Source organism: Chryseobacterium sp. Chry.R1 (genome assembly GCF_039645525.1).
GTDB lineage: Bacteria > Bacteroidota > Bacteroidia > Flavobacteriales > Weeksellaceae > Chryseobacterium > Chryseobacterium proteolyticum.
This window is the reverse complement of the sequence record NZ_CP151793.1, coordinates 2,874,457-2,900,242: the sequence shown is the minus strand read 5'-3', so window position 1 is coordinate 2,900,242 and position 25,786 is coordinate 2,874,457. Positions and strand designations below refer to the sequence as shown.

Sequence of the window (25,786 nt, the reverse complement as noted above, 5' to 3'; positions counted from 1 at the left end):
CAAATTTCAAATAACCATGCCACATTTTATCATAGATTGCTCAGAAAATATTTTAGATCAGAAATCTCCCGGTGAAATAATGAATGCAGTTTACGAGACTGCAGAAAACTCCGGACTTTTTGCAAAAGGAGATATCAAAGTGAGATTAAAGCCTTTTAAATATTATAAGATGGATGATGGAAAGGAAAGCTTTATCCATATTTTCGGAAATATTATGGCAGGAAGAACAATAGAACAAAAGACCAGCTTATCCAGACAAATAATAGAACGGCTGAATCTGATGTTTCCGGATATACCTATTCTGTCTATTAATATACAGGAGTTTAAAGCAGCAACTTATTGCAATAAATCTTTAATCAACCCTGAAAATAAGAATAAGGACAGACACTTTCCTGGTCACTGATATTTTTTAAACGAAACAATATTTAGCATAATACTTGTTTTCCTTTACATCAATAAGCAAATTTTTACGTCAAAAATTAAATAATCATGGAATTTAAAACTCACCAGGTCAATGGTATCAAAGTAGCGGAAGTGATTTCCGATAACGCGATTATACAATCGGCTCAGGACGGTATCGATCTCTTAGGTAACGCCTACTATCAGGGGTTTGATAAGGTGATTATCTATGAGAAAAATATAACCCCGGAATTCTTTGACCTCAAAACTAAAATTGCCGGCGATATTCTCCAGAAGTTCTCCAATTACAGAATGGGATTAGCCATTATAGGAGATTTTAGTCAATATGAAAGTAAAAGTATGAAAGATTTTATTTTTGAAAGCAATAAAACCAGGCATATTAATTTTGTTGAAACGTTGAAAGAGGCTTTGGAGAAGTTTTCAAAGTAGTATATTCTTTATTCTGAAAAAAATCTATCGCATCGGCAATTGCTTTATCTACGGACTGGTATTCCAGGTTTAATTGTTCTATTGACTTGCAGTTGGTATAATAATTATCTATTCTCAAAGCTTTCATGTTGGGTGAGCTTAGATTCGTCTTTACATTCAGCCATCTTAGTAAATCCCCTGTTATTCCCAAAAGTATCAGAATGAAATCCGGAAGTGGAAGCAATAAAGGGTTTTGATGGGTAATCAGATTTACTTTTTTAAAGAAGTCTTTATATTTTAAATTCTCATGCCCTAAAAGATACCGCTCTCCATTTTTTCCCCTTTCGATGGCATTAACGATTCCAGAGGCAACGTCTTCCACATGAACAAAATTCTTTCCTCCGGATGGGTAAAAAACCAGATTTTTCTTCCATACCCAATAAATAATTTTCCCCGAGCTGGGCTTCCAGTCATAAGGCCCGATCATAAACGTCGGATTTAGAATAACAACTTCAGTGGTTTTGTTGTTTCGGAAAAGAAAACCCTCAGCTTCTGATTTACTTCGGGCATAATAAGATTTTGTGAAGGGATATTTTTGATCGGAGCTTTCATGACCTAATTCGTCAAGATTCCCATATCCCATCGTATTCGCAGTACTTACAAATAAGAACTTTTTAACCCCGGCTTCAACTGACTGTGAAAACAAATGAACCACGGCATCATAATTTGTTTTTCTGTATTCCCCATAGGAAAGCAGATCCTGCCCAGTTTCAGCAGCAATATGAATGACGAAATCCACCAGTTTAAGATGCGAGGAAACATCAGAAAACAAACTTCCCTCAACTAACCGGAGGTTTTCATCTTCCTGACCATAATAGCGACTTTTCTGCCGCACCAAAGCAATAACAAAATAACCATCTCTTAATAATTTTTTAACAACATGAGTTCCTAAAAGCCCGGTACTACCGGTAACAAAAACTTTTTTCATGCTTCTATTTCTTTTTTTATTGCGTTCGTCATCAAAGGTAATTTAATCCAGATGGGCAATATCTTCATTACCAGCCAACTTATAGGATTAACCATGATGACAGAATCTCTTTTGAATAGCTGGTTGACACATCGTGCAGCCACCTTATTAGGATCAAGCAAAGTCAGCTTTCCTAAAAAACCCTGTTTTTCAATTCTTTCGCAGACATCTTTATTGGTTTTCATTGCTCCCGGATTCACAACACTCACAAAAACATTGGTATCTTTCAGTTCCTCATGTAATCCTCTGGAAAAGGAATGGATAAATGTTTTGGAGGCGGGATAAACCGTTTTAAAACCAATCGGTGAAAATGCAGCCATGCTAGAAACATTTAAAATATAAGCTTTGGGTTGTTTCAAAAGATTAGGCAACAGCTGATGGGTCATTAAAGAAGTAGCCATAACATTGACCTGTAATATCGTATTGATATAATCAGGCGTAGCATCCACAAATTTTCGGGTTCCTCCCAGACCGGCATTATTAATTAAAATATGGATATTAAAAGACCTGTTCAGCTCCTCTGTTATCTGCATTACATTTTCATTTACAGAAAGATCAATTTCATAATAATGGGTTTTTACATCATAGATTTCTGCTATTTTTTTACTTAAATAAGCCACATTCTGACCAGGCAGACTGATAAGAATAACATTGATCTTCTTTTTAGCCAGATGCTCGACAAACGCCTTGCCTAATCCCTGACTTGCTCCCGTTACAACAGCAAATGATTCTTTAGTATCCATGATAAAAATTATGGTACAAATGTATCTTTATGAAGATCCTTTTCTGTTCCATCTTATATGACTGAACACATTTAAGCACAAATCATAAACAACTTAAAATCAATATAATAAAAGTAAAAAAGGTTAAAATTTATAAACCTGAACTTATTTTTTAAACTCAGAAGGGGTCTGATCAGTGAATTTTTTGAAGGTGGTATTAAATGAGGTCTTGGAATTGAATCCGGATTCGAAAGCAATCCCTAAAATGGAAAGCTTATTGGCGTCATTATTTTTCAGCAACTTTTTAGCATGCTCGATTCTATATTCATTAATGAACTGAAAGAAATTTTTTTGAAAGCCGGTATTGATCACATACGATAAATGATGAGTAGAAACAGACAAGTGTTCTGCAAGCTTAATTAAATTCAGCTCACTATCCAGGTAAAGCTTTTCTTTTTCCATTACATTTTCAAGCTTTGTTTTAAGCCGGGATAATTCTTCATCAGAAATGAGCTTTCGTTTGATTTCTTCATTTTCTGCTTCATCATTAATGGATATGAGCTCATCCCGTTGTTTTTCCTCAACAGGATAAATTTCTTTTTGCTTCAGCGAGTAATACGCTACAAAATAAACCACTAAAAGAAAAGCTATATTGATGAAAGCATTTAATGATGTAGAATCATAGAAAAGATTGTAGATAACATATACTATATTGATAATCAAAAGAATGAGAATAATATACTCCAGCCAATTAAGATTGATCCCTTCCGTATTAGCAGAGAATTGCTGAATTCTCTTTTGATGTTTCCGTATGGTAAAATAAGAAAGCCCTGTATAAAATACCGCCTGAAATAATATCAATCCTATAAATGTAAACTCAAAAAAAGATTGGTTTTTAAAGTTTCCGTAACGTTGTAACAACAAATTGATCAGAAAAATAACAGGTAAAACAGCATATTTTACGTCCGACCTCTTAAACCTAAATGAAGGATTTGTAAAGAATAAAACACTGAAATAAAACATAATGGGTGTAAAAAACTGAACGAACTGAACAAAAAGAATTGAATGAATTTCTATCTGAGAAACTTTGATCAGTGACCAAATTTCATCCAGCCAGTACGTAGACCACAAAAAAAGAAACAAACCAAACCATAGGTTGGCTTTTCGGTTAACTTTAAGGGGATTGGCCAGTTTTAACAAAGAAAGCAAAACCAATGAACCATAGATAAGTATGACGATAAAACGATTCAACTCTATTGTATTCATTGGTTTTGATATTTTATTTAAAGATAGGTTTTTTATCCTATTCTTTTCCTGACAAAAATTTCATAGCTTAAGTACAGGAGCGGAATCGCCATAATGCCAATATACAAACCGTTATCCATTGCTCTTTCAGGTTGATTGATCACCGCATATAGCAAACCAAAAAAGGCTCCGCCAAGATGCGCTGCATGACCTATATTATCATGTTGTCTGGGATTAAGCATCATATAGACGGAATAGCTGAAATAAAGAAGCCCGAAAATATAGCCCGGAATTCCGATAGGAATAAAGAATATATATATTTTAAGATCAGGAATAAGTGCAATTCCGGCAAATAATATCCCTGAAACCCCTCCACTCGCTCCAATAGCAGAATACCATGGCTGCTTCTGATAGATAAAGAGGGAAAACATGTTTCCAAGCAGTATAGAACCAAAGTATACAATTATGAAACCCAGATTTCCAAAACCTTCCATTACGATAGGCCCAAAGAAATAAAGAGTCATCATATTAAACAGAAGATGCATTAAATCTGCATGAAGGAAACCTGCAGAAAGGAGACGGATGTACTCTTTCCTGTTTTGAATAGCTCCTACATTAAATTTATACTTTTCGAAAATACCATGATTATTAAAAGCAATAAAGCTGATAATACTGGTAGCTATAATAACTAATAATAAGATATTCATGATTAATTTAAAATTTAATTTTCGTCACTATCAGTATCTCCTTCAAAAAGATCACCGATAACCCCACCGTCTTCATCAATGCCTTCAGTATGTTCAGGCTCTTCATATACTTCCGGTTCCTCTTCTTCAATCTCCGGAACGGTAATATTTATTGCTTTTACCTTGAATTTGGTAAATTGATTTCCGATTGCTTTTATACCTTTCACCATAATAAAATCATCAATATTTATGGTTTCGGGATCACGTTCTTTTCCTTTATCTTTTGAAAAAATGATTTCTGCAGTAGATCCGTTGGCTACTATCACATTCTCAATAAAGGATTTGTTATGCTCCGAAGGCATGAAATTCTGGGGATTGGTATTATTTTCGAGAAGGAACCTTTTAATAAAATACATCTCTTTTTCCCCGTCATAATAAATACAGGTTACAGGTTGCTGCGGCCGCCATTTTTCAAGGATCAGGTAATCATCGTCAAAACGGTTTCCAAGGTCAAAACTTACCAGCTTTGCCTCTCCATTGGAATTAATCGTCAGGATTTTATCATCTCCTTTAAAATTCCCTAACAAAGTCCCCCTGCCATCAGCATTTAATCTTCGTACCGTATCATCAAACCAGATTCTTCTTGGAGCCAGGGTTGAAATACCTTCTTCCTTAAGATCTACTTTTTTCACGGAGTATTTGGTCACCAGGTTTCCTTTGGAATCGCGGCCTTTAATTGCCAATTCAGAAAAATCGATATCCATCTTATTTTTTCTGATTCTTGGATTCGGTTTCAAGAGAACAGTAACCGTTTCAGCTTCTCCATTCGGATTAGCGGAAAAATAAAGCACTTCGGAGCCTTTTTTATCAGATGCCAGAGGATAATCTGTATTTCTTGTCACCGCCGTCACGGAGAAACGTTTCATATAATACGGACCTTCTTTACCTTCACGGTAAATCATATTATACACTGTTCTCTTGTCGTTTTTCTTCCAGACAGCCACATGCAGGAGATCTTTTCCGATAAAGGTTTTTGCCTCTACTTTGACGATCTTCATACTTCCGTCTTTTCTGAAAGTTATAATATCATCGATATCGGAACAGTCGAACAGGTATTCATCTTTTCTCAATGAGGTTCCTATAAATCCTTCTTCACGGTTTACATAGAATTTTTCGTTAGCCACGGCTACTTTTGTAGCATCAATGGTATCGAAAATTCTTAATTCGGTTCTTCTCTGCTTTTCTTTACCGTACTTCTTCTGAATATTTAAATAATACTCGATAGCATAAGCGATAAGATTAGCAAGATTATGTTTAACCTGCTCTATCTTACCTTCAAGAGCAGCAATATTTTCTTTAAATTTATCTAAGTCGAACCTGGAAATTCTCTTGATTCTGATCTCTGTTAGCTTCAGAATATCTTCCTCAGTAACGGCTCTCAAAAGATGCTTGGTATGTGGTTTTAATCCTGCATCAATAGTTTTGATTACCTCTTCCCAAGTCTTTACTTCTTCAATATCGTGATAGATTCTGTTTTCGATGAAAATCCTTTCCAATGAGGAGAAATGCCAGCTTTCCTGAAGTTCGTGAAGTTCAATTTCCAGTTCTTTTTTCAGCAATGAAACGGTATGATCCGTATTCATTCTCAGGATTTCAGAAACACTCAGGAACATTGGTTTATCTCCCACAATTACACACGCATTCGGAGAAATTGTTACCTGACAATCTGTGAAGGCATATAACGCATCAATTGTTTTATCCGGTGATACGTCATTATGGAGATGGATCAGAATTTCTACGGTATCGGACGTATTGTCTTCAATTTTTTTAATCTTGATCTTACCTTTTTCATTAGCCTTTAGGATAGAATCTATCAGATCACTGGTTGTTTTGGAAAAGGGAAGTTCAGAGATAACCAAAGTATGTTTATCGGTCTGTGTAATTTTGGCTCTTGCACGTACTTTACCACCTCTTTGTCCGTCGTTGTATTCAGAAACGTCCAGATACCCTGCTGTAAGGAAATCTGGGAAAAGTTCAAACTTTTTTCCTTTAAGGTGAGCTACTGAAGCATTGATCAGTTCATTAAAGTTATGAGGAAGTATCTTCGTGGATAATCCTACACCAATCCCTTCTACCCCCTGCGTTAAAAGTAAAGGAAATTTTACGGGAAGATCTATTGGCTCGTTATTTCGTCCATCGTAAGATTTTGCCCACTCCGTTGTCTTAGGATTGAAAACTACCTCCAGTGCAAAAGGGGTTAATCTGGCTTCAATATACCTTGCTGCTGCAGCCGAATCTCCGGTAAAGACATTCCCCCAGTTTCCCTGAGTGTCAATCAGAAGCTCTTTCTGCCCGATCTGTACCATGGCATCAGTAATAGAAGCGTCTCCGTGGGGGTGATATTTCATTGTATTTCCTACAATGTTCGCTACCTTATTGTACCGCCCGTCCTCCAGCTCACGCATGGAATGCATAATTCTTCGCTGAACGGGTTTTAATCCATCGTAGACCGATGGAATCGCTCTATCTAAAATCACGTAAGAAGCATAGTCCAGAAACCAGTCTTTATAAAGTCCGGAAACTTTCTTCAGGCTTTCGCCTTCATGTGAATTTTCTTCTGTCATTATTCGTTTTTAACGTTTTTCTCGTTATTCGCTTTTACTACTTTATTTAAAGAGAATTTCAAATCATTTACTTCTTTTGTCGTCAGGTAAGAAATTTCGTATTTCAACATGGTTGAACCACTATTCTTACTTGAAATTGTAATATATAATCTTTTTACAAAGAGTAAATTGACGATCTCGTATTTTATTAATTTGTATTTTGGAAATTCATCACTTAAAGGTTTATCTAAAAATGGAATGATATTCCTGTTTTTGAAATTGAGAGCCTCTCCATCACTATCATACTCAAATATTTGTCTTCCGGTAAGATGGAAAGCTAATAACATAATTACCGGTACAATAATCAGCAGATAGCTTTCTGATCCTAAAATATTAAATTTATATTCTTCTAAAAAGAAGGACACAATTCCGGCTATTAAAAACATTATTAAGAGGGTATTAATAAAGTTGTAGCCCGGTGCTTTATTACGGTTACTTAATCTCATTGTTATTTGTGTTTAAGTTTAAAGGTTATATCATTTAAGTTTTTTAAAGATTAATTATTACAGGAAAGTTTTTTGGAGGGATCTATTTAACTTTCTACTTCGCTTATTAGTTCTCTGCTATCAATATCCCCGTCTTCTACAACAAGATTTTCAAGAATGAAAACCTGCCTGTCCGGTGTATTTTTACCCATATAAAACTCTAAAAGCTGTTCTATGGTCTGATCTTTTCCAACAACTACAGGCTCCAGGCGGATATCTTTACCTATAAAATGTTTAAACTCATCGGGAGAAATCTCTCCAAGCCCTTTAAATCGTGTAATTTCAGGGTTTTTTCCTAGTTCATTCAAAGCCTTTACCCTTTCCATTTCCGTATAACAATACCGGGTTTCTTTTTTATTTCTCACCCTGAATAAAGGAGTCTGAAGGATATAAAGATGCCCGTTCTTGATCAGGTCCGGGAAAAACTGCAGGAAGAATGTAATCATTAAAAGACGGATGTGCATTCCATCGACATCCGCATCAGTTGCAATAATAACCTGATTGTATCGCAGATCTTCAAGACTTTCCTCAATATTTAAAGCGGCCTGCAATAAATTGAATTCTTCATTTTCATACACTACTTTCTTGGTCAGTCCGTAGCAGTTCAATGGTTTCCCTTTCAGTGAGAATACAGCCTGCGTTTCTACGTCTCTTGATTTCGTGATGGATCCCGATGCGGAATCTCCCTCGGTAATAAAGATCTGTGTATCCCCTTTTCTTTCTGCCTTCTGATCATTATAATGTTGACGGCAATCACGCAGTTTTTTATTATGAAGCGATACTTTTTTCGCCCGCTCTCTTGCCAGTTTCTGAATTCCCGAAAGTTCCTTTCGCTCTCTTTCTGAAATTAAAATTTTCCGTTGAATGGCTTCTGCAATCTCAGGGTTTCTGTGCAGGAAATTATCCAGTTTGCTTTTTAAGAAATCAATGATAAAGGTTCTTACAGTGGGACCATTAGGGCCCATATCGTTAGATCCTAATTTTGTTTTGGTCTGGGATTCAAAAACAGGTTCTTCTACATTAATAGAAATGGCAGCAATGATTGATTTTCTGATATCCGAAGCATCAAAGTTTTTGTTGAAAAATTCACGGATTGTTTTCACATATGCTTCACGGAAAGCATTAAGATGGGTACCTCCCTGCGTTGTGTTCTGCCCGTTCACAAAAGAAAAATAGGTTTCAGTCTGTGATTTATCCGAATGCGTAATAGCTACTTCAATATCATTATCCATCAGGTGTACGATCGGATATAGAATTTCGCTTTCCAGTTCTTCTTCTAGCAGATCTTTAAGTCCATTTTCTGAATAATAGGTTTCCCCGTTAAAAATGATCTTCAGTCCCGGATTCAGATATGCATAGTTCCGGAGCATTCTTTCGATATACTCTTTTCTGTATTTGAAATGAAGAAAGATTTCTCCATCGGGTATAAAGGAAATTTCAGTACCGTTCCTGTCCGAAGTATCCTTTTCCTCATGGTTTTCCGAAATGATTCCACGTGAAAATTCCGCAACCTTCATTCTTCCGTCGCGGAAAGATCTTACTCTGAAATAATCGGAAAGCGCATTTACCGCTTTTGTACCAACACCATTCAATCCTACGGACTTTTTGAAGGCCTTACTGTCGTATTTACCTCCGGTATTCATTTTGGAAACGGCATCCACCACTTTCCCAAGTGGAATACCCCGGCCAAAATCACGAATGGTTACCTTTCCGTCATCTACTTTTATTTCAATTCTCTTACCCGATTTCATCCTGAACTCATCGATAGAGTTGTCCAGAATTTCTTTAAGTAAAATGTAAATACCATCATCGGCGGAAGAACCATCTCCAAGCTTTCCGATGTACATACCGGGACGCAAACGAATATGTTCCTGCCAATCGAGGGTTCTGATATTATCTTCTGAATAGATTGGATTTATTTCTTGTGACATAAGTTATTTCAGCAAACACACAAAAGTACGAAAATGCTTAAAATTATCCGAATTTTTCTAATTCATTTTTTTCAATATTATGTAATATGTTTTGCATTATTATCAAGCAAATTTTATATTTACATCATTATTCAAGATCAAGTGAAAAACCTACGTGATTTTCTTCTATTTTTAGTAATACTATTTTTTCCATTTCTTTCATTTTCTCAAATCCCGGGATTGGTAAATTATAGTGAGAAAGACGGGTTGAATAGCTCCTACACCTATTCTATGAGTCAGGATGACAAAGGACTTATCTGGATTGGTAGCGATAATGGACTTTTCAGGTTTGATGGTAAGGAATTTAAACAATACAATAAAAAAAGCGGGCTTAAAAACATTGATATCCTTGGATGCAACCCTTTATCTAATGGTGAGATTTTCATCGTAACCTACCTGAGTGATTTTGCCTATCTGAAAAATGGCAAAATCATCAATCCGGATGATAACACAGAGCTTAGGAAACTTAAATTCCGTGACACCTCCCATACTTACAGCAGTGGAGATTCAGTTTGTATATATACAGCCAACAATCCAAAAGATATCTATATATACAGACGTGGAAAAGTAACAACAATTCCTCTTTCCTTACATGCAGGTTTTCCCTTAGTGGGTCGTAATCCTTATATATTCAGTATGGATGTAGCCAACCACCTGCTTTACCTTACAGATGATACCCAAAAAGTTATAGCATATGACATCCTCACAAGAAAGAAAATACTATGCAATATTTCATTACCAAAAAGTGCCATCTACAGAAAGGGGGACTTCTTAGTTGCTTACCGTGGAAATACTATTGATATCTTCAAACGAAAAAACAAATTTGAATTCATTAAAACGCAGTCGTTTTCTGTTGTAGAACCGATCCATCAGCTTGTTATTGACCGTAACGACAGATTGTGGGTATGTTTAGATAAAGGAGGAGTTCTTTATTACAAAAATACTTTACGGGATGGGAACCTATCCCGGCCCATGAAGATCATGAATGATTTTGTCATGAATCATATCCTCGTAGACAAGGATAAAAACATCTGGTTTTCCACCAGAAACAATGGTATTTACTTTATTACAGATAAGTTTTTCAACAATTATATCCATCTTCCTGTAAAGAATAATTCTTCCTACATTACAGCTATCGGAAAAAGTGGTAAAAACATTATCATGGGGTACAATGAGGCAAAATTCGGCATTTTAAAATCGAATACCATCATTGATGTATCCCTTGAAAAAAATAGGAAAATTGAAACAAAGGCCCTGTTTTCAAAAGGGAATAGTGTTATACTGGGGCTTAGTTTAAGAACGTACCAATACAATACCGATAATAAAAAAATTACAACCATTGGTGATTATAGCTTAAAAAATATAATCCCTTATAATGACAGTTCAATACTCCTCTGTACTTCCCAGGGTCTTACACTTTATAATTTCATTACCGGTGCCAAATCTGACCTGTTTAATGAAAGAGCCTATACAGCCCTACGCTACGACAAAGACAGTGTCTTTGTTGGAAGTTTTAAGGATGTGTATAAAATGAATGTAAAAACAAATAAAAGACAACTATTTATTGAGGGATATTATTTTAAAGATATCAAAAAACTTAAGCCTCATGTATATGTAGGCTCAACCAATCTCAATGGAGTCCTTATTTTTAATAACAAAAAGATCCTCAAAAGAATCACTGAAAAAGATGGTCTGTCCACAGACCAGATAAAAAAAATCGAAGTTGAAAATGAAAACGTTTTCTGGGCGAGTACCAATTCCGGTTTGAGCAGGATAGAAATAAAAGGGAAAAAACTGGCCATCGATAATTTCACACAAACCGATGGGCTTCCCTCTAACGTAGTCGCCGGATGCGTTATAAAAGACGACACCATTTATGCCGGAACTTCAAAAGGGCTGGGTATCTTACCTATTCACAACTTGTTAACCCAGCAGAAGTTTATCAATAAAAAAGTAGTCATTAATTCTGTAACCGTAGGGGATAAAGAGATATTTGATCTCAATCAGGAAATTAAAGGGCAAACACCTGACAACACAATAACTTTTGACCTCAGCTTTCCGGATTATATCTCTCAGGGTATGATCAAATTCAAGTATAAAGTCGAAGGTCTGACCGATGAATGGCAAATAAGCAATTCATCTAAAATCATGTTTAATTCAATTCCGCCGGGGAAATATACTTTTAAAGTTTTCGGGCTCGGTTATAATGGAAAACGATCCTATACATTTTCGTCCATAGCATTTGAAATTAAGCCCAAATTCTGGCAAACCTGGTGGTTTAAATTCTTCATCATTATAATAGGATGCTCACTTATTTTTGTGGTGGTTACTATTTACTTTCAGAGAAAAAGAAACAAAAAACTCGAAACGCTTTATTATGAAAAGAAGATTGCCGAACTTGAGTTACAGGCCATCAAGGCACAAATAAATCCACATTTCATTTATAACTGTCTCAATTCTATTCAGTTTTTGCTCTACAAAAAAGATTATGCGGAAACTGAAAACTATTTAAACATATTTGCTCAGATGATACGAAAAACGTTACACTATTCTGAAAAGACATTTATGCAGATCAAAGAGGAAATTGAATACCTTTCCCTATATCTGAATATGGAAAAATTACGTTTAAAGGATCAGTTCGACTACACCATAACACGTTCAAAAAATACAGATGAAAACTGGATGATCCCATCATTACTGATACAGCCGTTTGTAGAAAATGCCATAAAACATGGTGTTTCCGGTTTAAAGGATCGAAAAGGAAATATCAGGATTACATTTGATTATACCGATTCACTTCTTTGTATTACTATTGAGGATAATGGCGTGGGAATAGAAAAAAGACCGGAATCTGCAAAAGCCAATTCTTTCGGAGTGAAATTATCTCAAAAAAGGATTGAAACATTCAGGCAGCTTTTTGAGACTGATATAACGTTGGAGCTGAATAATCTTTCCGAAAAGGACGGAAAACAAGGTACACAAATTAAACTATATATGACCCCCTATGAAAACCAAAATACAAGCCTGCATCATTGATGATGAACAAGACGGAAGAGATTATATTTCTCTCCTGCTGAAGAATGAGTTTCCGGATATACAGATTTCGTTTCAGGCCTCAAGCGTAGAAGAAGCCTATGTTAATCTTCTGAAAAACGCTCCGGATATCTTATTTTTAGATATCCAGTTAAAAGATGGTACCGCATTCGATTTGCTTTCAAAATTCAAGGAGATCAGCTCGCAGATCATATTTATTACCGCCTTTGAACATTTTGCGATCCAGGCCATAAAAAATGGAGCAACGGATTACCTTCTGAAACCTATCAAAAAGATGGATTTTATTATCGCTGTAAATAAAGCTCTGGAAATCAACAAAAAGAACAGAACTTCTACACCGGCTGTTCACCAGAATAAAATAAGCCTACCTACTATGCAGGGATTCAAGCTTACAAATATCGCAGATATTGTTCGTTGCGAAGCGGATTCCAGCTACACTACATTTTATATGAGTGATAAAACAAAGGTTATTGTATCGAAAACACTGCATGAATTTGAAGATTTTCTTTCCGATTATAATTTTTTCAGAATTCATCATAAACACCTCATCAATCTGAGCCACTTAAAAGAATACATCAAAGGAAAAGGAGGACAGGTGATTATGACTGACAACTCTGTTCTGGATGTTTCCGTCCGTAAGAAAAATGATTTCTTAAATAAAATTGAACAATTGGAATAAATCCTAATCCGATTTTTCAAAAAGCAAAATCCCTCCATCCAACATAATATTTTGGATGGAGGAATATTTTATATGTATGTAAAATATCGTTTGAATCCAGACGCTAAATCACAATTAAGAGAAATTATATAACACATATTAGTGAAGCAGGAACACTTATTAAATCACAATACCCTGGCATCAGATATCGTAATACATTTATGACAAGTTCATAAACAAATTACTAATAACTAAAGTTTTTTCTGGTTTTTGATTGATAAAACCAGTAGCACATTATGATAAGAATATATTTTTTAACGATTTATTTGTTCCTTGGATGCCTTCTGATGAATGCACAAGCTCCTTGTTCTGATTTTAACGGTACCAGTAATCCTTTAGGAAACTGGCAGCTGGATCCTGTAAACAACGCTGTCAATTACAACCTTGGCAGCCCCAATACATTAGACGGTTCACAATATCTTATACTAGATGATCTTTCCGGTGGGTCCTGGTTCATCAATCCTGTTGACTATAAAAACATAGGCCAAAAATTCCTGGGACAATGTCTGTATTTCGATTTTTATCTTGAAAAAGACGGAGGTTTTAATGCCCCACTCCATCCTACTATTTACATTCTTTCAGGAAATCAGGCGATTACGTTTGTTGCCAATGCTACAGTAACCCCTAATAGCGGATGGGTCCGAGTACGTGCTCCATTAGCTTTAGCTACGAGCTCAGCTTTTCCAAGTAATTCAGAAGGTACATGGAGCATGCCGGGAGGTACATGGACTGACTTCAATAATGTATTGAACAATTCAACAGCAGTAATGATATCGCCAGACATTACTTCAAGCCCAAGCGAGAGAGTATACTTCGACAATATTTGCATCAAATCATGTGACGGATGTACAGCAGACTTTAAACTTGAAACATCATTCAGTACACAAGGTAATAACACAGGAACTGTGAATTTAACTCTTACCAATCCAATTCTTGTTTCAACACCCAATAATCCGGGCAGTAGCTACACTGTAAACTGGGGTGACGGAACAACATCTCCTTATGTTTTTTCCACTTTAACCCATACTTATGCCACTCCTGGTACATATACGATATGTGTTACTGAAAAGCAAGGAAAACTACTGGTATGTACAAGATGCTTCACTTTCTGTTATTCCAAATCAACAGTCCCTTCCAGAGAGGCTAATATTGGTAATACAGCACCTCAGATTGATATCAAAGCTATTGGCAAGGCAGAGTTAACAGCGATGGATAATGAGTACAGACTGGTTCCTAACCCCGCTAAAAACTATGTGGATATTCAAACAAATCTATCCTCAAGAGGACCTGTTTCCATAAGAGTTCTTGATACATCGGGAAAAACAGTGCTGGAAAAATCAGAAAACCTTGAAAGCGGCCGCCAGAATATAAAACTAAATACTGAGCATCTTATTCAGGGGAATTATATTGTTGAAATTAAATCAGCCAATAAAATAAATTCTCAAAAATTGATTATTTCAAAATAAAATCCAAAGTTTTTAAAAAGAGCTGTTCATATCCGAACAGCTCTTTATTCATTTTCATGTTGGTTACAGTTAACCTCCGATTAACAACACTTATTAAAAAAACACCAACACTTACAAATTCACAGTATCGGGATGTTTACTATCATGATACTTTTAGTCTACCAAAAAAAACAAAAACTTTAACCTATGAAAACAAAAACGCTTCTGGTCCTTGCCGGACTGGCAACTACACAATGTATGTTTAATTCTTGTGGCGAAGACAACACAAACCTGCAAAATGAAAACTACCAATCAACCCAATCATTACCTAAAACAGCTCTAAGCTTTACCAATGGTACTTATTTTACAGATCCTCAGGCTGTAAATGCAGGATTCGAATTTATCCGAAGTAAGTTTGCTCAAAATCCGGGCTATGTTTTAAATCAGCAGGATCTGAATACATTTTACGAAAAAGCTCAAATTGCAACGGATGAAAGATTACCACTTGATCAGGTTAATAATATTATTAACAAAACAGTAAGTTTAATGCAGGTACCTTTTGCACAGGCTGTTCAACAATTAAATATTTCAAGTGCTGCAAAATCATTAGCGATAACAATTAATAACGGTTCAATCATTCATTTAGAGGCGAATGCAGCATATAACAATCTTCCGGCTAATGAAAAATCAATGATTAAGAATATCAATGACTACAAATACAATGCTGAACAAGGAAATTACCTGATTACAGGAATTCCAACCGGTAAACAACCGTTATGGATTACAGGCGGTATGATCGGTATGGTAGGCGGTGGTATCATTGGATTTGCAGTAGCAGGTCCTGTTGGAGCACTTGTAGGAGCAGGAATAGGTGTGGTTGGTGGTATTATAACAGGAGCTATACTAGGAGCTAAGTAAACTATGAGAATTGCATTTCCTTATCAAAAAATAAATTTCTTAATTGCTGTTATGGGCCTTGCGCTCATAATAGCAGTTTTCTCTTTTCATAAAGACCCTTCTTTAAAATATAAAATTAAAAATATTGAACTGAATAGTGAGGCCATTTATTTAATACAAAGAGGTACAACAGGAAAACTGGGAAATGTCGCAAAAGACTTTAATATCAATAATAAATATGCTTCTCATTTGGGAATTGGTTTTGTCAACAATAATATCCTAACCATTTATCATGTGTATGTGGACAAAAATAAAAACAATAACAATCTTTATATTGATAGTATAGACGAATTCATCAGTCCTGAAGACCTGAATTATTTGTCTATCTGGAAACTTAAAAATATTGATACCGCAAGTTTTAAGCATATTAAACAGACCCTTCACGAATCTGAAAAAGAAAATATCAATTTTGATTTTAAGTTTGAGGAAAACAACAAAGCCTATTATTGCTCGGAATTTATCGTAAGAATATTGGAGAAAAATAATATAAAAATCATGTCTGATCATAAAAAAAACATCGTCGGAATGATGAGCCAGATTTTAAAAAAAGATACCCTTACCTATTTCCCTGTAGATGGCTTTGAAAATAGTAATCAAGTAATCAAAATATTTGAATGGATAAAATAATCTTTGATATATACTCAAAAAAATAAAATCACAAATAATAAACATCAGGGTTATCGAAATGGATAACCTTTTCTTATATCCATACTTCTGTATTGGAAAAAATAAATTAAATTCGAAGTATATAAAATACAGTCAATGATACAGCTTCCTCTTTCCAAGCTTTCCAATGTTGGAACCACTATTTTCAGTCAGATGACTCAATTGGCAAATGAAAATCAAGCCATCAATTTATCTCAGGGATTTCCGGATTTTATGCCGGATCCAGAATTACTGAATTACGTGGATAATTTCATTAAAAAAGGTTTTAATCAATATGCTCCCATGGGAGGGATGATTGGATTAAAGGAAGAAATTGCCAGGAAAATTGAAAACAGCCATCAGTCCATTTATCATCCCGACTCAGAAATTACAGTAACGGCAGGGGGAACACAGGCTATTTTTACAGCCATAGCCACGTTCATCAAGAGAGACGATGAAGTGATTATTTTTGAACCGGCTTATGATTGTTATGAGCCGACCGTAGAACTTTTTGGAGGAGTTATCCGGCGTTTTGAAATGAAGGCCCCGGATTATGTGATCGATTGGAATGCTGTAAAAGGAATGGTTAATGAAAAAACCAAAATGATCATTCTTAATAATCCTAATAATCCTTCGGGAAGGATCTTAAAGGAAAGCGATATTCAGGAGCTTATTCATATCGTAAAAGATACACCGATTCTCATTTTAAGTGATGAAGTGTATGAAAATATTGTTTTCGACGGAAAACAGCATTTAAGTATCTGCAAATATCCAGAACTAAGGGAAAGAAGCCTTCTGATAGCTTCATTTGGAAAGCTTTTTCATGTCACAGGCTGGAAAGTGGGCTATTGTGCAGCTCCAAAAATCCTGACCGACGAATTCAGAAAAGTTCATCAGTTCAATGTTTTTAGCGTGAACACACCCATTCAGCTGGCGCTAGCCGAATATATGAAAGATGATGAACATTACAACCACCTGAATGAATTTTTCCAGAAAAAAAGGGATTTTCTACGGCAAGGGCTTTCGACTACTTCATTCGAATTACTTGATTGTGAAGGAACATATTTTCAGGCTTTAAAGTATGATAAGATATCGGATAAAAATGATTTTGACTTTGCCAGCGAATTGACAGTGACCCATAAAGTAGCCAGTGTTCCCTTCTCTTCTTTCTACAAAAACAAGGTGAACGAAAACGTGATCAGGTTATGCTTTGCAAAAAAAGAGGAAACGTTAGAAAGGGCAATTGAAAATCTATCTAAAATATAGCACATCGGTAAAGGTACCTGATCAGATGAGTGGAGAAAGCAAGCGGGCTAAATGTTCAAAGAAAATCTTTAGCTTAGGTCTTTTTCTCCATTCATTAAGATGAATTTCAGAGCAATCATTCATATCATGAAGAAATACCTGCTCAATCTCCCGGTTTATTTCCTTATCAAATACAAGAGTATTCACCTCAAAATTCAGCTCCTGACTCCTCACATCCATATTTGCAGTACCTACTGATGAAAAAAGATCATCTATGATCATCGTTTTAGCATGTATAAACCCTTTTTTATAAAAAAAGATCCTCACATTACTTTCCAGTAACTCCTCATAATAGGAATAAGCAGCTGCATTTACCACAACAGAATCTCCGGATTCAGGAACCATAAGCCGTACGTCAAGTCCGGCAATAGCAGCTTGTTTGATGGCATTGAGAACTGTTTCTACGGGAATAAAATAGGGGGTAACAATATATACTTTTTCTTTGGCCGAAAGAATAGCAGAAGCTGTACTCAGCATGATGGAAGGCTTGGAATCCGGTCCACTGGCGGCTACCTGAATAATTGTGCTTCCTTCTTCATTATCCTTATAATTGAAATAGTCTTCAGACAAAGGAGGAATTTTTTCGGTTGCAAATATCCAATTGCTCAGGAATAAAAACTGGAAATAAAAAGCTCCGTTTCCCTGGATATATAAATGCATATCGCGCCAATATTGTGTAGGGTTAGGATTGATATATTTATCAGAAACATTGATTCCTCCAGTAAAAACTTTTGTTCCGTCAACAATAATAATTTTTCTGTGATCTCTGTAGTTGACCCTGTTGGCGAGAACCCTGAAAGTAATTTTGTTGACAGGAGAAACTTCTACTCCGGCTTCTCTTAATCCTGCAAGCAGTTTCTTTCCGATTTTACCACTTCCCATATCGTCATAAAGAAAACGGATAATAATACCTTCCTTAGATTTTCTCACCAGTAAATCCGCAAGCCTATTACCTATATCATCATTTTCGTAAATATAATATTCAAGATGAATATGGTGTTGCGCATTTTCAAGAACCTCAAAAACTTTTTGAAATTTTTCCTCTCCGTTGATCAATACTTCTACCTTGTTTTTACAGGTCAGGGGTGAGTGTCCACCATGATAAAGAAAATTAACGGTCGTTATAAAATCCTCCAGCTCTTTTTTTCTGATACCAAGAGTTTCATAATGCGTTTCTTTGATATATTTTTTAATCCTGTTATAGATTTCCTCGTTTCTTTCAATCTTGAATGTATAGAACTTATTCTTCCTGTAATTAACACCAAAAACAAAGTAAATCACGATCCCTATTATGGGTAAAAAGACGATCAGTAGCAGATAAGCCAACGTTTTGCTGGTGTTTCTGGTATCCATGATAATTCTCACCGCAAGAAAAAAGATCCCTGCAAGATAGAGTATTTCAATCGCAGGTAAAATGTAAGGAAACTGGCTTAAAAATTCTTTAATCATAACCTGTAAGATCGTTCATCATACAATTATTATTCTACATTAAAGATAGCAAAAAGCAGTAGATTCCTACTGCTTTTATTCATTATTATATCCTTGATATTATCTTACAACGCCATTCCTCCCGACACTTCGATTCTCTGACCGCTGATCCATCCTGCATCTTCCGTACACAAAAAAGCGACTACTCCACCTACATCTTCCGGAAGTCCAGCCCTTCCTAAAGCTGTGATGTTTGAAACCAAAGCATTAACCTCTTTATTATCACGTGTTCTGCCACCTCCAAAATCGGTTTCTATAGCTCCGGGCGCCACGACATTAGCTTTAATCTTTCTTGCACCTAATTCTTTCGCCATATATTTTGTAAGCATTTCAACCCCTGCTTTCATAGATCCGTATACTGACGATCCCGGAAGCGCTACTCTTGCCAAACCGGATGAAATATTGATAATTCCACCTCCATCATTCATAAAAGGCAAGAACTTCTGACTAAGGAAAAATACTCCTTTGAAATGGATATCTATGATATCATCCAGTTGCTCTTCTGTGGTTTCAGTAATCGGAGAATATAAAGCAGTTCCGGCATTATTAATTAAATAATCAATGTTCGGACTTGCGGTGTGCTCCTGTAGATGATCTGTTACATTTTTTATAAAGACATCAAAACTTTTCACATCTCTTGTATCCAATTGGAAAGCAGCTGCATTTCTACCCAATGCCTTGATCTCATTGACTACAGCATCAGCTTCTTCTTTATTGCTTTTATAAGTAATGATAACGTCGAGACCTTTTTCAGCTATTCTCAAGGCTGAATTTTTTCCTATTCCACGGCTTCCACCGGTTATTAAGGCAATTTTTGTTTTTGAATTCATTTTTTCGTTGTTTTTAATGGGACAAAGTTCTGGTATTTCGAGACACAGATGTTTGCTTCAATCAATCTGAAATTTGCAAAATTCAAATCAGGAACGAAACTGTAATGGATTGTATGAAGTTTTTCTCTTAAAGAAATTTGAGAAATGAGCAATTTCCTCAAAACCCAACGCATACGATATTTCAGAAACATTCCAGGTGGTTTGCTTCAATAGTATTTTAGCCTCCTGGATAAGCCTGTCAGCTATAAATTCCGTCGTAGTCTTTCCTGTATTTTCTTTAAGTTTTTTATTTAAATAATTAACATGCACAGACAGGCGGTCTGCGTAATCTTTTGCTGTTTTAAGCTGGAGTCTCTGATCGTAGGATTCAATGGGAAACTGTCGTTCCAATAGCTCTATAAACAAAGAAACAACTCGTAAAGAAGCATCATTGGAGGTCGACAATTTTGTAGCCGGCTGTAACTTTTGTCCGTAATGAATCAATTCGAGTACATAATTGCGGATCAGGTCATATTTAAAAATATAATCAGACTCAATTTCAGTTTTTATTTTCCTGAAAAGTACCTCAATTTCATCTGCTAACGCAGCATCGATTTCAAATACGGGGAATGCTCCCGGTTGAAATATAGGCAAGTCTTCAAGCGTATTATGAGATTTATCCTTAATGAAGAAATCTTCGGTGAATACACAGAAGCTACCCGATTGATTAGGATCTTCAGGAACCCAGTGATAAGGAACCTTAGGCGTTGCAAATAATAGCGCATTCTCTTTTATGGGAATAACCTTATCTGCATATTCTGCTCTATTTCGTCCCCGAATCAGGCTTATCTTATAATATTTTCTTCTGTTATATGGCATTTCAGAAGTTGCCTTTACCTTTTCAATGGTCTGAGCAATATCAAATACATTAAAATGACCAATATCTTTATGCAAACCCTTTGGAAAAATACTTTCAATATCCTTCCCCAGCTTTGCAGTCATTTCTCTATAAAAATCTTCCAGAGAAGCATGCCCTATTTTTTCCATAATTGAGTATTTGTAAAATTCAAATATATAAAGTTACACAAATATTGAATTCCAATCATTTATTGTTAATGTAAATATTTTTCATAATATAGTGACATACAACAAATATTTTTCATAACTTAGTTTAAACTAATTTATTAAAATCATAATATGAAAAATCTGAATCTCCAAAAAGGAAAAAAATTAAACAAAAAAGAGTTAAGAACAATTACCGGTGGACTACAAATGTGTGTGGATCCGGATACCAATCAATGCATCGCTTACGGGCGTCAGTGTGCAGAATTTCAATGCAGATACATTCCTTAAATTGATATTTTTTACGAAGCCACTCTTCCAAAGAGTGGTTTTTTGTATCATCCGGTCACAGTATTTAAATATCTTACCTGACCAATCATTCAAAATAAGGAAATATCATGATCGCAAATTATTACTAAAACTAACAATATCATTATGAAAAAACAAAATCTACAAAACGGAACAAAGTTAAATAAAAAAGAGTTGAGAACAATTACAGGAGGCCTTATGCAGTGCCGTGATCCGAAAACCAATGGTTGCAGAATCATTTCAATGGGATGTGCAGAACCTGAATGCCGTCCGGAATTGATTCCATAATATCAGCTGTAAACTTTTTCACATAAAACCATTCTGCACAAGGGTGGTTTTACTTTAGCTAATCACTGTAAAATAACAATTTAGACTATTATACATATACAATTTACACTTCTACTTTGTACTTATTCTAGAGATCATTATTTTTCACTAAACAATTAAAAATCAACCGCATGAAAAACAAAAGCTTTATAAAGGCGAAAAAATTGGCAAAAAGAGAATTAAGAACAATCATCGGAGGAATGCTAGACTGTAAACAACCTATCGCATGTCCTACTTATCCCTGCGACCCTCCGCTTCCGGACTACCCTAACGGTTGTACAACCATTTCTCCAAGCTGTGCACAAAAAGATGTCGCTTGTAAAAGCAATTGACATACAATTTTTATAAAAAAAACGCTCCCAAATTTATGGAAGCGTTTTTTAATTACTATAACTTTAATATTTCTTTTATACTTTATACATTGAATCTGAAGTGCATAATATCACCATCCTGAACAATATATTCTTTTCCTTCCACAGATAGTTTTCCAGCCTCTTTTACTTTTGATTCCGAACCATATTGTACGTAGTCGTTATATTTGATTACTTCTGCACGGATAAATCCTTTTTCAAAATCAGTATGGATAACTCCGGCTGCCTGAGGAGCAGTCCATCCCTGTCCGATAGTCCATGCTCTTACTTCTTTTACACCCGCAGTAAAATACGTCTGAAGCTTGAGAAGATCATATGCTTTTCTGATTAATCTGTTAACTCCGGGTTCTTCTAATCCCAGCTCTTCAAGGAAAATTTCTCTTTCTTCGAAAGTTTCAAGCTCATTGATATCAGCTTCAATCTGAGCAGCCAAAACCACAATTTCAGATCCTTCTTTTTGAGCCATTTCATCAATTTTGGACACCCATTCGTTTCCATTCTTAATAGAATTCTCATCTACATTACAAACGTAAAGTACAGGTTTTTTTGTTAATAGCTGAATATCGTCAATAATTGGTTTTGTAAGATCATTTACAGGAAACTCTCTTGCATTTCTTCCATCTTCAAGAAACTTCTGAAGGCTTTGCAGCGTTTCATAAGTAAGAATGTCTTCTTTTTTTCCTGATTTGATAAATTTCTTAGCTTTATCAACTGCTTTTCCTACTGTTTCAAGGTCTTTCAGCTGAAGTTCAATATCAATAATTTCTTTATCTCTCAAAGGGTCTACGGAACCTTCTACGTGAATGATGTTTCCATTATCAAAACATCTTAAAACATGGATAATTGCTTCACATTCGCGGATATTTGCAAGAAACTGGTTTCCTAAACCTTCTCCTTTGCTGGCTCCTTTTACTAAACCTGCAATATCTACAATCTCCACAACAGCCGGTAAAACTCTTTCAGGATTTACTAATTTTTCCAACTCGAATAATCTTTGATCCGGTACTGATACCGTACCCAGGTTAGGTTCGATAGTACAGAAAGGATAATTGGCAGATTGAGCTTTTGCATTGCTCAAACAGTTAAACAGAGTTGATTTACCAACGTTCGGCAATCCTACGATTCCACATTTCATAATGAAACTATTTTATTTTTAAAGGTCTGCAAAGATAGTGATTTTAACACGAGTTTCATAATAAAAAAATCTGCCGGGAATCCGGCAGATTTTTTTTCCATTTTATTTTCACCTTAAGGATTTGCACCTGTAGCGTTCTGAGCTAAGGGAGCATCATCAGGTGTTTTTTCTAATGTCTTATCTAATGTAAACAGAGATTCGTCCGTTGCACGATCTCCACCAGCAATTTTTAATTTATCGATCAGGTTCTGAGCTAAAGTTTCCTCTTCAATCTGTTCCTGAACGAACCATTGCATAAAATTCCAGGTTGCCCAATCCTTTTCCTGAAGGGCAAGATCAACAATTTTATATATCGATGTGGTATTGTCTACCTCGTGATTAAAAATGCCGTCAAAGCAAGCAGTCAGAGATTCAGGATCACTTGGAGGTGCAGGAATGGCATCAACTTTAGGTTTTCCGCCTCTGTTCAGTACATATTCCATAAATTTGATAGAATGATTTCTCTCTTCCTGCGCATGCCTGTATAGAAAGTTAGCAATACCTTGGTATCCTTTGTCATCAGCCCATATTCCATAAGAAAGGAAAGTGTGTGCTGCATGAATTTCTTTATTCATCTGATCGCTCAAGGCTTTTTCCACCGCAGGTGAAAGTCTGTTCGTATTCATAATATTTTATTTTTAGTGATTATGAATATAATCCTGCAAAAATGGTTCCGATAAAGTTCTTATTCTTTTAAAAAAAAACTAAAATCACAACATAAAATACTAGCAAACAATATTTTAAGCTAATAATTTATAGTTATTCTAAAATAAAAGCAGCTCTACAAGAGCTGCTTTTATTGTATCGGCACCAATAACATATCATTTATTCTTTGCTTTATAGTTTTGGAAGCCTTTTATTATTTTATTTTTTTTGCCATGTAATCACTTTCATTTCCCAGCCGGTCAATTGCTTTAATGGCAATTGCATTTAAAGTTTTTCCATCCTTATATTTAGGAATATCTTTTGAAAGTGTGTCTAAAGTCAGAATTTCAATTTCCCAAACGCCATTATATTGCTTAAATAATGCCCACTGAAATACATCTTTCAGATTTTTATTACTCCAGCTTGCCTGAGCAAAACTTCCGTTATCGGCCACAAACAATGTTGGGGTTGAGATAGGAGCAGCTTTAATCCATGGACTTTTTGGCACCAAAGCTTTTTCTTTATAGGGCCCGTTTCTCAGGGTGCTTAACATCGAAGGATTTCTCGTAAGCCCTGCAATGCTCCAATGGATTTCACCGGCATCACCTTTCAGAATCTGTCTGGAAAGTTCTATTTGGTTTTTAATCTCGGAAGGACGATCAGAAGTCCTGATTTCCACTGTATTTAATCCCGGCCATAGGTGGCGTTTCATTGTATTTTCAGATTCCCACCAATTCAGCAAAGCTTCAAAACCCTGCCCTTTAGAATCAATAGGCCAGTACAGTTGGGGAGAAAAATAGTCTACCCATCCTTTATTTAACCATAATTTAGCATCAGCATACAATTCGTCATATTGAGAAGATCCTGTAATTCCCGCAGGATAACCCGGTTTCCAGATCCCGAACGGGCTGATTCCGAATTTTACATAATTTTTTTCCGCATGAACTTCTTTGTAAATTCTTTCAACAAATTTATTGACATTATCTCTTCTCCAATCTGCCCGGGATAAAGTTCCTCCACTGCTTACATATGCATTCCAAGTAGCGTTATCAGGGAAATCACCTCCTTTATTATAAGTTGCATAAGGATAAAAATAATCATCAAAATGCACCGCATCTATATCATATCTCTGCACGATATCCTTTACCACATTAGAAACATGTCCCTGTGTTTTAGGATTCGCAGGATCAAACCAATACATCCCGTTTTTTAGTCTTACCACAATGTCAGAAAGCTTATTGGCCATAGAAAGGCTGTTCACAGCTCCTCCGTTTGTATGATGTGCACGGTAAGGATTAAGCCAGACATGAAGCTCCAGACCTCTTTTGTGGGACTCTTCAATCCAGAACTGCAACGGATCATAATTGGGATAAGGGGATCTCCCGGTCTCTCCTGTCAGAAAATAAGACCAAGGTTCAATAGAACTGGTGTATAATGCATCCGCAGAGGGACGTACCTGAAATATGACAGCATTAAAGTTGTTATCTTTCAGCATATCCAGCATACTGATGGCTTCGGCCTTTTGCTGATCAATAGATAAATCGTTTCTTGAAGGCCAGTTGATATTCGCAACACTGGCAATCCATGCACCCCGGAATTCCCTGTTAATAGCCGGAAGATTAACTTTAAAAACCTCATCGGCTGGTGGTACAGGAACTGGTTTAGTATTAGCCACAGGAGGCTTTGATATATTTTTAACGGGATTGGCTATATTTGGATTTCTGGTTGGTTTTACCGTATTATTCTGAACGGTACGGGAACTTCCACAAGATGCCAGTACCCCCAGCAATATGATCAATTTTAAATTACTAACTTTCATAGGGTGCAAAACTACATTAAATTATTTTTTTA

General features: G+C 35.7%; 24 protein-coding genes. 11 read left to right on the top strand and 13 right to left on the bottom strand.

From position 1 onward, the window contains the following. The first annotated feature begins 16 nt into the window (after positions 1-16). Together AAEU33_RS13080 and AAEU33_RS13075 are read left to right on the top strand one after the other, a co-directional pair. Entirely contained in the window at positions 17-403 is a 387-nt protein-coding gene (locus tag AAEU33_RS13080) for a 5-carboxymethyl-2-hydroxymuconate Delta-isomerase (RefSeq protein ID WP_345987965.1), read from the top strand. 86 nt (positions 404-489) lie between these two features. Beyond that, a complete protein-coding gene (locus tag AAEU33_RS13075; protein WP_172278677.1) occupies positions 490-849 on the top strand; it encodes a DUF4180 domain-containing protein in 360 nt (119 codons plus the stop codon). Here AAEU33_RS13075 and AAEU33_RS13070 read toward each other — a convergent pair. The 7 genes from AAEU33_RS13070 to AAEU33_RS13040 form a co-directional block, all read right to left on the bottom strand. Then, entirely contained in the window at positions 800-1,816 is a 1,017-nt protein-coding gene (locus tag AAEU33_RS13070) for an NAD-dependent epimerase/dehydratase family protein (protein WP_345987963.1), read from the bottom strand. The two genes, AAEU33_RS13075 and AAEU33_RS13070, sit on opposite strands and share 50 nt — an antisense overlap. Next, positions 1,813-2,598, bottom strand: a complete 786-nt coding sequence (locus tag AAEU33_RS13065; RefSeq protein WP_345987961.1) for an SDR family NAD(P)-dependent oxidoreductase — start codon at positions 2,596-2,598, stop codon at positions 1,813-1,815. The genes AAEU33_RS13070 and AAEU33_RS13065 overlap by 4 nt, the downstream gene beginning before the upstream one ends. Before the next feature lie 144 nt (positions 2,599-2,742). Continuing rightward, positions 2,743-3,843, bottom strand: coding sequence for a helix-turn-helix domain-containing protein (locus AAEU33_RS13060; RefSeq protein ID WP_345987960.1), 1,101 nt, complete (start codon positions 3,841-3,843; stop codon positions 2,743-2,745). Positions 3,844-3,875: 32 nt separating this feature from the next. After that, complete coding sequence (locus AAEU33_RS13055; protein WP_172278685.1) at positions 3,876-4,529, bottom strand: rhomboid family intramembrane serine protease; 654 nt, start codon at positions 4,527-4,529, stop codon at positions 3,876-3,878. A 14-nt stretch (positions 4,530-4,543) separates the two neighbouring features. Beyond that, positions 4,544-7,132 carry a DNA gyrase/topoisomerase IV subunit A gene (locus AAEU33_RS13050; RefSeq protein ID WP_345987958.1) on the bottom strand — a complete coding sequence of 863 codons (2,589 nt, stop codon included), beginning with the start codon at positions 7,130-7,132 and terminating at the stop codon, positions 4,544-4,546. Further along, entirely contained in the window at positions 7,132-7,617 is a 486-nt protein-coding gene (locus AAEU33_RS13045) for a hypothetical protein (RefSeq protein WP_172278689.1), read from the bottom strand. The genes AAEU33_RS13050 and AAEU33_RS13045 overlap by 1 nt, the downstream gene beginning before the upstream one ends. Before the next feature lie 86 nt (positions 7,618-7,703). Then, a complete protein-coding gene (locus tag AAEU33_RS13040; protein ID WP_172278691.1) occupies positions 7,704-9,587 on the bottom strand; it encodes a DNA topoisomerase IV subunit B in 1,884 nt (627 codons plus the stop codon). Between the two features lie 219 nt (positions 9,588-9,806). Here AAEU33_RS13040 and AAEU33_RS13035 point away from each other — a divergent pair, with 219 nt between their 5' ends. From AAEU33_RS13035 to AAEU33_RS13010, 6 genes are all read left to right on the top strand, one after another. Beyond that, positions 9,807-12,662: a histidine kinase gene (locus AAEU33_RS13035; protein ID WP_345987956.1), complete on the top strand. Its 2,856-nt coding sequence runs from the start codon at positions 9,807-9,809 to the stop codon at positions 12,660-12,662. Further along, a complete protein-coding gene (locus AAEU33_RS13030; RefSeq protein ID WP_273648259.1) occupies positions 12,631-13,359 on the top strand; it encodes a response regulator transcription factor in 729 nt (242 codons plus the stop codon). The genes AAEU33_RS13035 and AAEU33_RS13030 overlap by 32 nt, the downstream gene beginning before the upstream one ends. 275 nt (positions 13,360-13,634) lie before the next feature. Continuing rightward, complete coding sequence (locus AAEU33_RS13025; RefSeq protein WP_345987955.1) at positions 13,635-14,864, top strand: T9SS type A sorting domain-containing protein; 1,230 nt, start codon at positions 13,635-13,637, stop codon at positions 14,862-14,864. Positions 14,865-15,050: 186 nt separating this feature from the next. Beyond that, complete coding sequence (locus tag AAEU33_RS13020; RefSeq protein WP_273648262.1) at positions 15,051-15,761, top strand: hypothetical protein; 711 nt, start codon at positions 15,051-15,053, stop codon at positions 15,759-15,761. Between the two features lie 3 nt (positions 15,762-15,764). Then, the gene (locus AAEU33_RS13015) at positions 15,765-16,427 is read left to right on the top strand and encodes a hypothetical protein (RefSeq protein ID WP_345987953.1); all 663 of its coding nucleotides are present in this window, start codon (positions 15,765-15,767) and stop codon (positions 16,425-16,427) included. Positions 16,428-16,562: 135 nt separating this feature from the next. Further along, complete coding sequence (locus AAEU33_RS13010; protein ID WP_345987951.1) at positions 16,563-17,711, top strand: methionine aminotransferase; 1,149 nt, start codon at positions 16,563-16,565, stop codon at positions 17,709-17,711. A 21-nt stretch (positions 17,712-17,732) separates the two neighbouring features. Here the strand turns inward: AAEU33_RS13010 and cls are convergent, their stop codons facing one another. The 3 genes from cls to AAEU33_RS12995 all read right to left on the bottom strand — a co-directional run bounded on the left by cls (position 17,733) and on the right by AAEU33_RS12995 (position 21,094). After that, positions 17,733-19,199, bottom strand: a complete 1,467-nt coding sequence (gene cls / locus AAEU33_RS13005) for a cardiolipin synthase (protein WP_345987950.1) — start codon at positions 19,197-19,199, stop codon at positions 17,733-17,735. Between the two features lie 104 nt (positions 19,200-19,303). Further along, positions 19,304-20,068 carry an SDR family oxidoreductase gene (locus AAEU33_RS13000; RefSeq protein WP_345987948.1) on the bottom strand — a complete coding sequence of 255 codons (765 nt, stop codon included), beginning with the start codon at positions 20,066-20,068 and terminating at the stop codon, positions 19,304-19,306. 87 nt (positions 20,069-20,155) lie between these two features. Further along, a complete protein-coding gene (locus AAEU33_RS12995) occupies positions 20,156-21,094 on the bottom strand; it encodes a helix-turn-helix transcriptional regulator (protein WP_345987947.1) in 939 nt (312 codons plus the stop codon). A gap of 150 nt (positions 21,095-21,244) precedes the next feature. Between AAEU33_RS12995 and AAEU33_RS12990 the strand changes: the two genes are divergently transcribed. From AAEU33_RS12990 to AAEU33_RS12980, 3 genes are all read left to right on the top strand, one after another. Next, positions 21,245-21,400 (top strand): bacteriocin, encoded by a 156-nt coding sequence (locus AAEU33_RS12990; RefSeq protein ID WP_172278712.1) that lies wholly within the window; start codon positions 21,245-21,247, stop codon positions 21,398-21,400. A gap of 144 nt (positions 21,401-21,544) precedes the next feature. Further along, a complete protein-coding gene (locus tag AAEU33_RS12985) occupies positions 21,545-21,706 on the top strand; it encodes a hypothetical protein (protein ID WP_345987945.1) in 162 nt (53 codons plus the stop codon). 170 nt (positions 21,707-21,876) lie between these two features. After that, positions 21,877-22,077 carry a hypothetical protein gene (locus AAEU33_RS12980; RefSeq protein WP_345987944.1) on the top strand — a complete coding sequence of 67 codons (201 nt, stop codon included), beginning with the start codon at positions 21,877-21,879 and terminating at the stop codon, positions 22,075-22,077. Positions 22,078-22,159: 82 nt separating this feature from the next. Here AAEU33_RS12980 and ychF read toward each other — a convergent pair whose 3' ends face one another. The 3 genes from ychF to AAEU33_RS12965 form a co-directional block, all read right to left on the bottom strand. Next, a complete protein-coding gene (ychF, locus tag AAEU33_RS12975; protein ID WP_172278718.1) occupies positions 22,160-23,251 on the bottom strand; it encodes a redox-regulated ATPase YchF in 1,092 nt (363 codons plus the stop codon). A gap of 113 nt (positions 23,252-23,364) precedes the next feature. Further along, on the bottom strand, positions 23,365-23,916 hold the full coding sequence (locus AAEU33_RS12970; RefSeq protein ID WP_172278720.1) for a ferritin: 552 nt from the start codon (positions 23,914-23,916) through the stop codon (positions 23,365-23,367). 233 nt (positions 23,917-24,149) lie between these two features. Beyond that, complete coding sequence (locus AAEU33_RS12965; protein ID WP_345987942.1) at positions 24,150-25,754, bottom strand: family 10 glycosylhydrolase; 1,605 nt, start codon at positions 25,752-25,754, stop codon at positions 24,150-24,152. Between the last annotated feature and the right edge of the window lie 32 nt (positions 25,755-25,786).

Excerpts from the sequence above, each read along its gene's own strand:
- AAEU33_RS13080 (WP_345987965.1), top strand. The coding sequence starts at position 17 with ATGCCACATTTTATCATAGATTGCTCAGAAAATATTTTAGATCAGAAA.
- AAEU33_RS13075 (WP_172278677.1), top strand. The coding sequence starts at position 490 with ATGGAATTTAAAACTCACCAGGTCAATGGTATCAAAGTAGCGGAAGTG.
- AAEU33_RS13070 (WP_345987963.1), bottom strand. The coding sequence starts at position 1,816 with ATGAAAAAAGTTTTTGTTACCGGTAGTACCGGGCTTTTAGGAACTCAT.
- AAEU33_RS13065 (WP_345987961.1), bottom strand. The coding sequence starts at position 2,598 with ATGGATACTAAAGAATCATTTGCTGTTGTAACGGGAGCAAGTCAGGGA.
- AAEU33_RS13060 (WP_345987960.1), bottom strand. The coding sequence starts at position 3,843 with ATGAATACAATAGAGTTGAATCGTTTTATCGTCATACTTATCTATGGT.
- AAEU33_RS13055 (WP_172278685.1), bottom strand. The coding sequence starts at position 4,529 with ATGAATATCTTATTATTAGTTATTATAGCTACCAGTATTATCAGCTTT.
- AAEU33_RS13050 (WP_345987958.1), bottom strand. The coding sequence starts at position 7,132 with ATGACAGAAGAAAATTCACATGAAGGCGAAAGCCTGAAGAAAGTTTCC.
- AAEU33_RS13045 (WP_172278689.1), bottom strand. The coding sequence starts at position 7,617 with ATGAGATTAAGTAACCGTAATAAAGCACCGGGCTACAACTTTATTAAT.
- AAEU33_RS13040 (WP_172278691.1), bottom strand. The coding sequence starts at position 9,587 with ATGTCACAAGAAATAAATCCAATCTATTCAGAAGATAATATCAGAACC.
- AAEU33_RS13030 (WP_273648259.1), top strand. The coding sequence starts at position 12,631 with ATGAAAACCAAAATACAAGCCTGCATCATTGATGATGAACAAGACGGA.
- AAEU33_RS13025 (WP_345987955.1), top strand. The coding sequence starts at position 13,635 with ATGATAAGAATATATTTTTTAACGATTTATTTGTTCCTTGGATGCCTT.
- AAEU33_RS13020 (WP_273648262.1), top strand. The coding sequence starts at position 15,051 with ATGAAAACAAAAACGCTTCTGGTCCTTGCCGGACTGGCAACTACACAA.
- AAEU33_RS13015 (WP_345987953.1), top strand. The coding sequence starts at position 15,765 with ATGAGAATTGCATTTCCTTATCAAAAAATAAATTTCTTAATTGCTGTT.
- AAEU33_RS13010 (WP_345987951.1), top strand. The coding sequence starts at position 16,563 with ATGATACAGCTTCCTCTTTCCAAGCTTTCCAATGTTGGAACCACTATT.
- cls (WP_345987950.1), bottom strand. The coding sequence starts at position 19,199 with ATGATTAAAGAATTTTTAAGCCAGTTTCCTTACATTTTACCTGCGATT.
- AAEU33_RS13000 (WP_345987948.1), bottom strand. The coding sequence starts at position 20,068 with ATGAATTCAAAAACAAAAATTGCCTTAATAACCGGTGGAAGCCGTGGA.
- AAEU33_RS12995 (WP_345987947.1), bottom strand. The coding sequence starts at position 21,094 with ATGGAAAAAATAGGGCATGCTTCTCTGGAAGATTTTTATAGAGAAATG.
- AAEU33_RS12990 (WP_172278712.1), top strand. The coding sequence starts at position 21,245 with ATGAAAAATCTGAATCTCCAAAAAGGAAAAAAATTAAACAAAAAAGAG.
- AAEU33_RS12985 (WP_345987945.1), top strand. The coding sequence starts at position 21,545 with ATGAAAAAACAAAATCTACAAAACGGAACAAAGTTAAATAAAAAAGAG.
- AAEU33_RS12980 (WP_345987944.1), top strand. The coding sequence starts at position 21,877 with ATGAAAAACAAAAGCTTTATAAAGGCGAAAAAATTGGCAAAAAGAGAA.
- ychF (WP_172278718.1), bottom strand. The coding sequence starts at position 23,251 with ATGAAATGTGGAATCGTAGGATTGCCGAACGTTGGTAAATCAACTCTG.
- AAEU33_RS12970 (WP_172278720.1), bottom strand. The coding sequence starts at position 23,916 with ATGAATACGAACAGACTTTCACCTGCGGTGGAAAAAGCCTTGAGCGAT.
- AAEU33_RS12965 (WP_345987942.1), bottom strand. The coding sequence starts at position 25,754 with ATGAAAGTTAGTAATTTAAAATTGATCATATTGCTGGGGGTACTGGCA.